Annotated in this window: 14 protein-coding genes; 11 read left to right on the forward strand and 3 right to left on the reverse strand. The window is 62.2% G+C overall.

Translation table 11 applies throughout. The features are described 5' to 3' along the window. The first annotated feature begins 187 nt into the window (after positions 1-187). Genes nifV through nifM form a run of 4 tightly spaced genes read left to right on the forward strand, consistent with a single transcriptional unit; the run spans position 188 to position 2,977 of the window. Entirely contained in the window at positions 188-1,336 is a 1,149-nt protein-coding gene (gene nifV / locus ABD847_RS07720) for a homocitrate synthase (protein WP_345011656.1), read from the forward strand. Positions 1,337-1,353: 17 nt separating this feature from the next. Then, entirely contained in the window at positions 1,354-1,680 is a 327-nt protein-coding gene (gene nifW, locus ABD847_RS07725) for a nitrogenase-stabilizing/protective protein NifW (RefSeq protein WP_345011659.1), read from the forward strand. Next, complete coding sequence (locus ABD847_RS07730) at positions 1,677-2,123, forward strand: nitrogen fixation protein NifZ (protein WP_345011661.1); 447 nt, start codon at positions 1,677-1,679, stop codon at positions 2,121-2,123. Before nifW ends, ABD847_RS07730 begins: the two co-directional genes overlap by 4 nt. Continuing rightward, entirely contained in the window at positions 2,120-2,977 is an 858-nt protein-coding gene (gene nifM, locus ABD847_RS07735; protein ID WP_345011663.1) for a nitrogen fixation protein NifM, read from the forward strand. The genes ABD847_RS07730 and nifM overlap by 4 nt, the downstream gene beginning before the upstream one ends. Before the next feature lie 61 nt (positions 2,978-3,038). On the opposite strand, the gene ABD847_RS07740 is transcribed toward nifM, so the two are convergent. Further along, on the reverse strand, positions 3,039-3,551 hold the full coding sequence (locus tag ABD847_RS07740) for a YbjN domain-containing protein (RefSeq protein WP_345011665.1): 513 nt from the start codon (positions 3,549-3,551) through the stop codon (positions 3,039-3,041). A gap of 140 nt (positions 3,552-3,691) precedes the next feature. Further along, the gene (locus ABD847_RS07745) at positions 3,692-4,225 is read right to left on the reverse strand and encodes a flavodoxin (RefSeq protein WP_345011667.1); all 534 of its coding nucleotides are present in this window, start codon (positions 4,223-4,225) and stop codon (positions 3,692-3,694) included. Between the two features lie 360 nt (positions 4,226-4,585). On the opposite strand from ABD847_RS07745, the gene ABD847_RS07750 reads away from it, so the two are divergent. The 5 genes from ABD847_RS07750 (at position 4,586) to ABD847_RS07770 (ending at position 10,591) form a co-directional block, all read left to right on the forward strand. Then, complete coding sequence (locus ABD847_RS07750; protein WP_425568437.1) at positions 4,586-5,569, forward strand: BMP family lipoprotein; 984 nt, start codon at positions 4,586-4,588, stop codon at positions 5,567-5,569. Between the two features lie 135 nt (positions 5,570-5,704). Further along, positions 5,705-7,270 (forward strand): ABC transporter ATP-binding protein, encoded by a 1,566-nt coding sequence (locus ABD847_RS07755; protein ID WP_345011669.1) that lies wholly within the window; start codon positions 5,705-5,707, stop codon positions 7,268-7,270. Then, entirely contained in the window at positions 7,267-8,370 is a 1,104-nt protein-coding gene (locus tag ABD847_RS07760) for an ABC transporter permease (RefSeq protein ID WP_345011670.1), read from the forward strand. The genes ABD847_RS07755 and ABD847_RS07760 overlap by 4 nt, the downstream gene beginning before the upstream one ends. Beyond that, entirely contained in the window at positions 8,370-9,335 is a 966-nt protein-coding gene (locus tag ABD847_RS07765; RefSeq protein ID WP_345011672.1) for an ABC transporter permease, read from the forward strand. The genes ABD847_RS07760 and ABD847_RS07765 overlap by 1 nt, the downstream gene beginning before the upstream one ends. A 212-nt stretch (positions 9,336-9,547) precedes the next feature. Next, the gene (locus ABD847_RS07770) at positions 9,548-10,591 is read left to right on the forward strand and encodes a hypothetical protein (RefSeq protein ID WP_345011674.1); all 1,044 of its coding nucleotides are present in this window, start codon (positions 9,548-9,550) and stop codon (positions 10,589-10,591) included. 11 nt (positions 10,592-10,602) lie between these two features. On the opposite strand, the gene ABD847_RS07775 is transcribed toward ABD847_RS07770, so the two are convergent. After that, a complete protein-coding gene (locus tag ABD847_RS07775) occupies positions 10,603-10,791 on the reverse strand; it encodes a YgaP family membrane protein (RefSeq protein WP_345011676.1) in 189 nt (62 codons plus the stop codon). 84 nt (positions 10,792-10,875) lie between these two features. Here ABD847_RS07775 and ABD847_RS07780 point away from each other — a divergent pair, with 84 nt between their 5' ends. Beyond that, entirely contained in the window at positions 10,876-11,349 is a 474-nt protein-coding gene (locus ABD847_RS07780; RefSeq protein WP_345011678.1) for a YeeE/YedE family protein, read from the forward strand. Positions 11,350-11,360: 11 nt separating this feature from the next. Continuing rightward, positions 11,361-11,801: a DUF6691 family protein gene (locus ABD847_RS07785; protein WP_425568434.1), complete on the forward strand. Its 441-nt coding sequence runs from the start codon at positions 11,361-11,363 to the stop codon at positions 11,799-11,801. Positions 11,802-11,846 lie beyond the last annotated feature (45 nt).

The following is an 11,846-nucleotide window of genomic DNA, read 5'->3' on the forward strand; positions in this document are numbered from 1 at the left end:
CTTGGCCACGGTGCGTTGCCGGTGTGGCCCAGGGCTGCCCTGGCTCGTTCCCTGTCTGTGTCGCAACTGCCACAAAAGCCCAGCAAAGCGCGGTGGCTTTGCGACACGCTTGTTTTATCTTCCTGAATAATAAAAGTTTTATTTCTGGAATGCCTCTTGCTGGGATCTGGCCAGGAGGTACGCAGCCATGGTCCAAGCGAGCAAGGTCGTGATCAACGACACCACATTGCGAGATGGGGAACAAAGTGCCGGGGTGGCATTTTCCCGGGACGAGAAGCTGGCCATCGCCCTGGCGCTGGAGGCGGCCGGCGTACCCGAGCTGGAGGTGGGCATTCCCGCCATGGGCGAGGAGGAGTGCGATCGCATCGCCGCCTTGCGCCGGGTGGTGAGCCGTGCCCAGCTGATGGTCTGGTGCCGCCTGAGCCGGGAGGAGGTTCGCCTCGCCGCCGGGCTGGGGGTGGAGTGGGTGGACATCTCTGTGCCGGTGTCGGCCCAGATGCTCCATCACAAGCTGGGGGTGAGCGCCGAGGCCTTGCTGGCGGAGCTGGCCAGCCGGCTGGCGCAGGCCCGGCTGGCCGGGCTGCGGGTCTGCATCGGTTGCGAGGATGCCTCCCGCGCCGATCCTGGCCTGTTGGCCGGGGTGATCCGGGTGGCCCAGCAGGGGGGCGCCGAGCGGCTGCGTTACGCCGACACCCTGGGGATCCTGGATCCCTTCACCACCTTCGAACGGCTCAGTGCCCTGCGCCAGCAATGGCCGGGGCAGCTGGAGATCCATGCCCACGATGATCTGGGGCTGGCCACCGCCAACTCATTGGCGGCGGTACGCGCCGGCGCCAGCCACATCAACACCACTGTGCTGGGGTTGGGGGAGCGGGCCGGCAATGCGCCGCTTGAAGAGGTGGTGATGGCCCTCAGGCAGTGCCAGGGGATCGACTGCGGGGTGGCCAGTGAAGCCTTCAGCCCCCTGTGTCAACTGGTGGCTCGGGCGGCGGGACGGGCCATCCCGGGGCAGAAGGCCCTGGTGGGGGAGTGGGTCTTCACCCATGAGTCCGGCCTGCACGTGGACGGCCTGCTCAAGGATGCCCGCAACTACCAGGGGGTGGACCCGGCCTGGTTGGGGCGCCATCACACGCTGGTGCTGGGCAAGCATTCCGGCCAGCACGCGGTGCGCACCATCTTCGCCCAGCTGGGGCTGGCCCTCACCGGCGAACAGACGCCCTTGCTGCTGGCGGCCATCCGCCAGTTTGCCGAAGGCAGCAAGCGCAACCCTACGGAAACCGAATTACGTCATCTGCATCGACAGCTGTTTGGTCTGTCGATGGAACTGAGCGCCTAAGGCGATAAGGAGTCAACATGGATTGGTTTACCAGCCTGCCGGGCGTGGACGAGCTGGAGTCGGCAGAAGATTTTCTCGACTTCTTCAACGTGAGCTATGACCCGGAGCAGGTGCGCATCAACCGCCTGCACATCATGCACCAGTTCAACCAGAAGCTGCGGCGCAGCGATGCCCTGCAGTGTCACTGCGAGTCGGATCGCCACCTTCTGGCCCGCACCCTGCTGGAGGAGAGCTATCGCAACTTCCACCATCAGGAAGCCAAGACCCACTCCACCCTGCAGGTCTACCAGCGGCTGGCCCCCAGCTTCGTGCCCTTCAGCGCCTTGACGGAGGTAAGCCTATGAGACCCCTGTACGATTACGGTGATGAGGTGCGGGTGGTCCGCGCCGTGCACGACGACGGCACCTTTCCCGGCCGTAGCCGCGGCGATCTGCTGATCCGCCGGGGCAGCCTGGGGTGTGTGCGGGATATCGGCGTCATGCTGCAGGATCAGATCATCTATCAGGTGTTCTTCGTCGAGGCGGGGATCACAGTCGGCTGTCGGGAGCAGGAGCTGATCGGGGGCGAGGAACCCTGGGTGGAGAGTCGCTTCGAGTTTGGCGAGCCTGTGCTCAGCGGCAAGACCCTGATGAGCAATGGCAAGGTGCTGGTGGCCAGCGGCAGTGAGGGGCGGGTGATGGCGGTGCGTCGTGAGCTGACGCCGCTCTCCTACGAGGTGCTGTTTCACGACCGGCTGCTGCTGGTGCCGGAGAGTGCCCTGCTGGATCCCTTCGAGGTGGTGGCATGAGCTGGCAGGCCTATTCCCGCCTGAAATTGGCACTGGCGGAATTTGGCGAACCCAGTTGGGCTCTGGACGAAACCCAATTGGCCAGCTTGACACCCCGCCTGGAGCGGCAGTGGGCCCTGGAGGAGCGGGTGCTGGCCTATGCCCGTGGCCAGGGAATGGATCTGCCGGAGGTGGACCTGGTCTGTGCCCTGGACAGCGTGCGCCAGCAGTATCAGGACACCCAGGCCTGGCAGCAGGCCATGCAGCAGGTGGGACTGGATGAGGCCTCCCTGCGCCTGGCCCTGACCCGGGAGCTGCTGGTGGAGCGAGTGTTGGAGCAGGTGGCCGACGAGGTCTCGCCCCTGAGCCCGGAGCAGGCGCTGGCGTACTACCAGCAGCATCCCCAGCGCTTTGCCCAGCCGGAGCGGCGCAAGGTGCGTCACCTCTTGCTGGTGCTGGATGATGCTCAGCCCGGCTGCAGCAAGGCCGAGGTGATGCCCAAGATCCAGGCGCTGCGGGCCCAGATAGTGGCGTGTCCGGAGAGCTTTGGCGCCCTGGCCATGAAGCACTCAGAATGCCCCACCGCCCTGCATGAGGGACTCATCGGCGTGGTCAAGCCGGGGGATCTCTATCCGGAACTGGAGCGGACCCTCTACGCCCTGCCCAGCGGTGAGGTGAGTGGCGTGGTGCACAGTCCCATGGGGCTGCATCTGCTGCAATGCCTGGAAATCCTGCCGGCCAGCGATCTGAGCCAGGAGGAGGCCTTGCCCAGGATCATTGAGGCTCACCTCAAGCAGGCCCGGGCCCAGCGCCAGCGCCAGTGGCTCAAGCGGCTGGCCCAGGCCGAGGTCGTCTCGGCCAGTGAGGCGGTCTGAACGGCATTGAAAAAAAGACCGGCATTGTGCCGGTCTTTTTTATTGGATAACGACCAGCCGACTAGCTCTTGTCGTGTTCCTTGGCGAATTCGATGAAGGCGGGTACCGAGGTGTTGACGAAGATGGAGACCAGGGCCTTGACCATCTTCTCGTTCAGGCCACCGTTGGCGAACATGTCCGCCTCCAGCGCCAGATCCCCGTCATCATCCAGGTAGGCACGGGACAGGCGATGTTCCTTGTTCCACTTGTTGATGTCGTCAGTGGTGACCTTGACGCCCTGGGCGCCGAAATAGATTTGCAGATCGCCGTCCTTGTAGAGAAACAGGCTGAAGATGTGGCCGTCAGACTTGAACACCACCTTGTTGTCGCCCTTGGTGGTGACGGAGCTGTACCCTTCGGCCTTGATGATGCGCTCCAGATCGGCCAGAGAATAACGATCTACCAGCCCCTGACTGCTGCTTTGTTGCAGCACCTTGATGGCTTGATCGATTTCCGCCTGACTGGCGGCTTGGACGCTGAGGGCCGGTGCGGCCAGGCTCAGGGCCAGGCAGAGGGTCAGAATGGTCTTTTTCATTATTTGTCCTTAGATGTCGAGTTTTAATCCCACCATACCGCGTTCATATGGCGCTGCCATTCTAACTGGCGTGGCTCCAAATGGCTGTGATAAAGGCAATAAAAAGACGCCAATTGGCGTCTTTTTATTCGGTTTTACCATCAAAGCAATTGTGGCTTGATGGCGGCAACCCAGGTGGCGACCCGCTCGGCGGTCAGCTCGGGCTGATTGTCCTGATCCAGCACCAAGCCGACGAAGTCATCCCCATCCAGGGCGTTGGAGCTGTTGAATTCATAGCCGCTGCTGGGCCAACTGCCCACCACGCTGGCGCCGGCGTCGCTGACGATGTCAAACAGCTCGCCCAGGGCATCCACGAAGGCATCCGGATAGCCTTGTTGGTCCCCCAGACCAAACAGGGCCACCGTCTTGCCGGACAGGTCGGCACATTCGAGGTCCGGGACGAACTCGGCCCAGGACTCGGCCTGGCATTCGCAATCCAGACCCGGCAGTTGGCCGTCCCCCAGGGTCGGGGTGCCCAGGATCAGGGCGTCGTACTCAAGCAGGTCCTGAATGCTCGCCTTGTTGATGTTGACCGGGGCGGCCACGGCATCGCTGCCAAAGGCCTCATGAATCAGCTTGGCGACCTTGCGGGTTTTGCCGGTATCACTTCCAAAAAAGATGCCTACTTTGGCCATGGTGCCTCTCCTTGCAAATAACGGATTTTCCTCAAGGGATGCAGAATGGGTGCCGAACCGACAATTAAAGGTATCATCATGATTTTAAAGTGATTTATTTTTGCCCCCTCATCGTTGGCTTGTGGGGTTGCCGACAATTGGCAGGGATTTGTCGTATCCGGCAGGGAGCCGACGGGGGTTAAGTGACGCCAATGACCATAAAAACGCTTGCCCAATCCTTTTCCTGCCGTTGTAAAACGCTTGACCGGTCGGGCCAGTTTTCCGACCATTAGCCGGCTAGTGCCCGGAACCGGGTGCGGCTACGGAATCAATAACGATAGACAACGATAAAAGGGTATCAATGTGAAGACACTGTTCAAGATGGCCACTGTGGCCTCCTTTACGCTGGCCGCACTCTCGGTGCAGGCCGCCTCCGCTGGCCCGGCTGTGGTCTACGACTCCGCCGGCAAGTTCGACAAGTCCTTCAACGAAGCCGTGTTCCGCACCGGTGTGGAGGTCTACAACAAGGATAAGGGTGTTACCGTCAAGGAATTCGAGCCGCAAAACGAGGCTCAGCGTGAACAGGGTCTGCGCCGTCTGGCCAGCCGTGGCTACGGTCCTATCGTGGCGGTAGGTTTCAACTTCGCCTCTGCAGTGGAGAAGGTGGCCGGTGAGTTCCCCGATAGCCAGTTCACCATCATCGACATGGTAGTGGATAAGCCCAACGTTCAGTCCATCGTGTTCAAGGAGCATGAAGGCTCCTTCCTGGTGGGGGCGCTGGCTGCATTGAAATCCCAATCCGGCAAGGTGGGTTTCGTAGGCGGCATGGACATCCCGCTGATCCGCAAGTTTGAGTGTGGTTACGAGCAAGGCGCCAAGTACATCAATCCCAAGATTGAGGTGCTGCAAAACATGACCGGCTCCACGCCGGCCGCCTTCGCCGATCCGGCCAAGGGGGCCGAGCTGGCCAAGTCCCAGTTCTCTGCCGGTGTGGACGTCGTCTATGCCGCCGCCGGCGGCACCGGTATCGGTGTTTATCAGGCCGCCAAGGACGAAGGTAAGCTGGCCATCGGGGTTGACTCCAACCAGAACTACCTGCAGCCGGGTACCATGCTGACCTCCATGGTCAAGGGCGTGGGTCCTGCCGCCTACAAGACCTGGGATGATGCGGCCAAGGGCAGCTGGAAGCCCGGCATCCAGGTGATGGGGCTGGCCGAGGGCGGTGTGGATTGGGCGCTGGATCAATACAACCAGGCGCTGATCACCGACGAGATGAAGGCCAAGGTCGATGCCATCAAGGCCGACATCATCGCCGGCAAGATCCAGATCCACGATTACATGTCCGACAACAGCTGCCACTACTAAGCTGAGTTTGACGGTCGCCTGACCGGTTCAACCGACACACTATGAGGTCAGCCCGCCGCAAGGTGGGTTGGCCGTTTTGTGTTTGGGCCGCTTAGGTGATTGCATCGCCCTTCTTTGACTGTTAGGAAAATCATCGTGGAGCAAGTTGACGCTTACGCCATCGAGTTGCAGGGGATCGACAAGCGCTTCGGCGAAGTCCATGCCAACCGGCATATCGATCTGCAGGTTCGTCAGGGCAGCATACACGGCATCGTCGGTGAAAACGGCGCCGGCAAGTCCACCCTGATGAGTATCATTTATGGCTTCTACCAGGCCGATGCCGGCCAGATGCGGGTGTTCGGCCAGCCCTTCGCCCCGCATAACTCCCAGGCGGCCATCGCCGCCGGCATCGGCATGGTGCACCAGCACTTCATGCTGGTGAACAACTTCACCGTGCTGGAAAACGTGGTGCTGGGGGCCGAGGGCCACTGGTCCATGGGGGTGAGCCTGAGCCGCGCCCGTCAGGCGCTGGAGAGCCTGGCACGGGATTACGGGCTTGAGGTGCCGCTGGATGCCAAGATTGAGGATCTGCCGGTGGGGCTGCAACAGCGGGTGGAGATCCTGAAGGCCCTGTATCGCGGCGCCCGCATCCTGATCCTGGATGAACCCACAGGGGTATTGACGCCCCAGGAAGCGGATCACCTGTTTGCCATCCTGGGCAAGCTCAAGGAGCAGGGCACCACCGTCATTCTCATCACCCACAAGCTGCGGGAGATCCTGGCCATCACGGATCGGGTATCCGTCATGCGCCGTGGCGAGATGGTGGCCCATGTGGCCACCTGCGACACCGACAAGGAGCAGCTGGCGGAGTTGATGGTGGGCCGCAAGGTGCGCCTCAAGGTGGACAAGGCCGAGGCCAATCCGGGCGCGCCCCTGCTGCAGGTACAGGGGCTTGGCTATCAGGATGGTGCCGGGGTCCGGCGGGTCAAGTCGGTCAGCTTCCAGGTGCGCGCCGGGGAAGTGGTGGGCATCGCCGGGGTATCCGGCAATGGCCAATCCGAACTGCTCAGCCTGCTGGGTGGCATACTGGCCCCCTCCGAGGGACAGTTCCAGATCGGCGCCCACAGGGTGAGTGCCGAGGCGCCCGCCGATCCACGCCAGGTGCGGCATTACGGCCTGGGCCATGTGCCGGAAGACAGGCACAAGATGGGCCTCATCAACCGCTTTGAGGCTCAGGAGGCCTTCATCCTCGGTTATCACCAGCTGCCGGCCTACAACCAGGGGCTGCTGCAGGACAAGGCGGCCATCCTGGCCGACTGTCAGGCCAAGATGGGCAAGTGGGACGTGCGCCCGCCGCTGCCCAAGGCCAAGACCGCCAACTTCTCCGGCGGCAACCAGCAGAAGCTGGTGATTGCCCGGGAGGTGGAACAGAACCCGGATGTGCTGCTCATCGGTCAGCCGACCCGCGGCGTGGATATCGGTGCCATCGAATACATTCACCAGCAGGTGGTGGCCATGCGCGACAAGGGCAAGGCGGTGCTGCTGGTGTCGGTGGAGCTCGAAGAGATCTTGGCCCTGGCGGATCGCATCCTGGTGATGGTGGATGGAGCCATCGTCGGTGAGGTGGCCGCCCGGGAGGCCGATGAACGAACCCTGGGCCTGATGATGGCCAATATCATGCCCGAGCATCTGCAAGGGACCGGGCAGGAGAGTCAAGCATGAGTCAACAACGTATTCCCGCCTGGCTGACGGTGGGGTTGGTGCCGGCGATCAACATTCTGATGGCCTTTGCGGTGTCCGCCCTGCTGTTTGTCTACATCGACATCAACCCGCTGGAGGCGGCCCAGGTGATGTGGGAGGGGGCCTTTACCAATGCCGAAGGGCTGGGCTTCACCCTCTACTATGCCACCGGCTTCATCTTCACCGGACTCGCCGTCTCACTGGCCTTTCACGCCGGCCTGTTCAACATCGGCGGCGAGGGCCAGGCCTATATTGGCGGTCTGGGGCTCGGCCTCGTCTGCCTCTGGTTGGGGGAGCTATTGCCGTTTTGGGCCTTGTTGCCGTTAGGCGTGCTGGTCAGCGGCCTGTTCGGTGCGGCCTGGGCCTATGTGCCGGCTTACCTGCAGGCCAAACGGGGCAGCCACATCGTCATCACCACCATCATGTTCAACTTCATCGCCTCGGCCTTGATGGCCTACCTGCTGGTGAATGTGTTGAAGCCCGAAGGCACCATGGCCACCGAGAGCCGGATCTTCGCCGAGGCGGCCTGGCTGCCCAAGATCCACGAGCTGCTGGGTTACCTGGGGGTGCAGGTGGCGGCCAGCCCCCTCAACATCAGCCTGTTCTGGGCGCTGATCTGCTGCCTGCTGTTCTGGCTGTTTGTCTGGCATACCCGTTGGGGTTACGAGCTGAGATCCGTGGGGGCCAACCTGTCGGCCGCCGCCTATGCCGGCATTCCCTATCCCAAGGTGGTGATCTCCACCATGCTGCTGTCGGGCATGCTGGCGGGCTTCTTCGCCCTCAACGTACTGCAGGGTGAGCTGCACCAGATCAAGCTCAACTTTGTCGAAGGCTTCGGCTTCACCGGCATCGCCGTGGCCCTGATGGGGCGCAACCATCCCATCGGCGTCATCCTGGCCAGCGTGCTGTTCGGCTTCCTCTATCAGGGGGGGGCGGAGCTGAGCTTCGAGTACGGTATCGACCGCAATATCGTGGTGGTACTGCAGGGCCTCGTGATCCTGTTCTGTGGTGCCCTGGAACACCTGTTCCGGCCACGGCTGGAGTCTGTCTATCTGCGGCTGACCCGTAAGGAGGCCAACTGATGTACGAGACCATCATTTTGCTGCTGGATGCCACCATCCGCACCTCCACGCCGCTCATCTTTGCCGCCTTGGCGGGCCTGTTCAGCGAACGGGCCGGGGTGGTGAACATCGCCCTGGAGGGCAAGCTGCTGGCCGCGGCTTTTGCCAGTGCCGCCGTGGCGGCCGTCACCGGTTCGGCCTGGCTTGGCTTGTTGGCCGGGGTGGGTGTCGCCGTGCTGTTTGCGCTGTTGCACGGCTTTGCCACCATCACCCACAAGGGGGATCAGGTGGTCAGCGGCATGGCCATCAATGTGCTGGCGGCCGGTCTGACCGTGACCCTGGGTCGCCACTGGTTTCAGCAGGGCGGTCAGACCCCGGCGCTGTCCGGCGATGCCCGCTTTGCCCCCATTGCCTTCCCCTATGAACATGCCCTGCGGGATGTGCCCCTGGTGGGCGATCTCTACTCCGAGCTGATGAGCGGTCACTCCCTGCTGGAATACCTGGCGCTGGCCGCCGTGCCGCTGGCCTGGTGGGTGCTGTTCCGTACCCGCTTCGGCCTGCGGCTGCGGGCGGTGGGGGAGGCCCCGGCGGCGGTGGATACTGCCGGCATTTCCGTGGTGTGGCTGCGCTATCGGGCGCTGATCATCTGCGGTGTGCTGGCCGGCTTGGGGGGCACCTACCTGTCGGTGGCCCAGACGGCCCAGTTCATCCCCAACATGAGCGCCGGTAAGGGCTACATGGCGCTGGCCGCGTTGGTATTTGGCAAGTGGCGTCCCTGGACGGCCCTGGGGGCCTGCGTGCTGTTCGGCTTCCTGGATGCCGCCGCCATTCGTCTGCAGGGGCTGGAATTGTGGGGTTTCGCCATTCCGGTGCAGCTCATTGAGTCCTTACCCTATCTGTTGACCGTGTTTTTGCTGGCCGGCTTCATCGGCAAGGCCATTGCGCCCAAGGCGCTGGGCACGGCATACGTCAAGGAGCGTGAATAGCCCCCTGTCAGAGCTGACGGTGGGCGTCCGGGCTCGGCTGGCCTATGCTGGACAGGCTTTTCAACTCCTTCCCTATGGCGGCTTCGGCCGCCTTTTTTTATTTGCGCCACCGCAAAAAAAACAGTGCCGAGCGCGCACTGCCTGCAAGGCTTTGATACAACAAAGATTGTTAATTCTTGTAAGGGTGGCCCATGGCTGGGGCGACGAGGCAGATGGATCGCTGGCTGCAGGAGCATTATCAACTGGGTAGCCAGACCAGGGCACTGGAGCACTCCTTTGACAAGCTGCGGCAGTTGTTCAATGCCGATCTTTCCACCGTGGTGCTGACCCAGAGGGCATCCCCGGCACAATCACAGATCTGGACCCGCAGTTATAGCCAGGGGGATCTGGACTTCTATTTTCAGCATATGCAGGACGATGTCTTGCTGAACACCTATCTGGCCCGTGACCTGGTCGGGGAGGCGGTGATCGCCGATCGCCTGTTGCCGTTTGAACGGATAGACAACCCCGTGTTTCGCGACTGCCTGGTGCCCTATTTCAAGACGCGTTACGCCTTGTGTGTGCTGGCCCCTGTGAGCCAGGGGCAGGATCTGGTGATCACCCTGCACCGTCATTATGGTCATGCCCCGTTTAGCGAGCACGAGCGCTTGCTGTTGCAGCGTGTCACCGACCGTCTGCAGGGCTGGGTACTCTTCTATCAGCAGTTGGCACGACAGGCGCAACAACAAGCGCAGCTGACCGCCCTGCTGGATCACGAAATCGGCCCCAGGGGGCTGGTGGATGGCGGTGGTCGTCTGCTGTTTGCCAATGCCGCCTTGCGCCAGCGTCTGCCCCTGGCGGAGGTGGGTCTGTATGGCGAGCGACTGATCCTGCCGGGGGCGCTGCATGGCCAGTGGCTAACCTGTCTGGCAAGAGGAGAGGGGGGGGAGTTGGTGTTGCGCCGAGGGCAGCAGGAACCCTGCCTGTTTGTCTGGCAACCCCTGTCTGGCCCGCCGGGCGGCTTTGTCGTGCGCCTGCTGGAGCCTCACTGGGAACAAACTCGGCAAACGGATCATGTGGCGCTGCTCTATGGTCTCTCTCCCATGGAGCAGGAGGTCTTGATGTTGCTGTCCCGTGGACTCACAGGCCCCGAGGTGGCGAGGTTGCGCGGCGTCAGCAAAGAAACCCTGCGCAGCCAGCTCAAATCCTTGCTGCACAAAACCCGTTGTGGCAACCAGAACGAGTTGCTGAACCTGCTGTTCAATCTCTCTGTCTAGGCGTTGCCAAGTCAGTCATGACACCCCAGGCGCCTGAGGATCATGGCCGCCGGGCAGAAGCCGCTAAAGGCACTCTGGATCAGATTGAGCCCGACAAACACCGTCAGCCAGACAAAGGCTGGATGCACCCACCAGGTCAACACCACGGACAGCAGCACCATGCAGCCGGCCACCACCCGCACACCATTGTCTACCGTCATGAGCTTGCTCCTCATTAATTAGATATTGCTAATTTAGATTAAAAACATAAAATGGACCAATCAGATTTCATATAACCCTGGCGGGTGTGTCCACCAGCATGGTGGCAGCCCCCTACCAAGAGGCTTGAGAACATCATGACCATAGTGAATTTTACACCCTGGACGGCGGTGCTGGGGGGGAGCCTGCTGGGCTTTTCTGCCCTGGTGCTGCTGCTAGTCTCCGGCCGTATCGCCGGCATCAGCGGCATCCTGGCCGGATTCCTCGGCCCCAAGGCGGGTGATTGGTTGTGGCGGGCGCTGTTTATTGCCGGTCTGATGGTGGGCGCTGCGCTGGCCTTCACCCTGGGCTGGGTGACTGTGCCCAGTCTGACGGCACCCACCCCTGTGCTGCTGCTGGCGGGTTTGCTGGTGGGCATGGGGGCCAAGCTGGGCAATGGCTGCACCAGCGGCCACGGCATCTGTGGCATGGGGCGGCTCTCCCGTCGCTCCATCGCCGCCACCCTGACCTTCATGGCCACGGGTTTCATCACCGTCTTCGTTCTGCGTCATCTGCTGTGAGGATCACCGTCATGCGTTGGATTGCTTTGTTGTGCGGCAGCCTGTTTGGTCTGGGGCTGGCTCTCTCCGGTATGTTGGACCCGGCCAAGGTCCAGGGCTTTTTGGATATCAGTGGCCAATGGGATCCCAGCCTGGCCTTGGTGATGGGCTCGGCCCTGGCAGTCTTCATGCCGGGCTATTTCTGGTGGGTGAAGCCCCGTCGCCAGAGCCTGGACGGTTCGGCCTTTCACCTGAGTACCAAGCAACAGCTGGAACCCAGCTTGCTGCTGGGGGCGGGTCTGTTCGGCATAGGTTGGGGACTAGTGGGGGTCTGCCCCGGCCCGGCGGTGGCCATGTTGGTGACAGGACAGGCGAGTGTGTTTTGGTTTGTGGCGGCCCTGTTGATTGGCATCAAGCTGGTGTGTGTCTGGCAGGACTGGCAGCAGCGCCAGCTGATGGCCCAGGGCAGCTGAATCGTCCCCCGCTCTACAGGTCGAAAAGACCAGCGAAATGAAGGC

Source organism: Pseudaeromonas paramecii (assembly GCF_039540575.1).
Lineage (GTDB): Bacteria > Pseudomonadota > Gammaproteobacteria > Enterobacterales > Aeromonadaceae > Pseudaeromonas > Pseudaeromonas paramecii.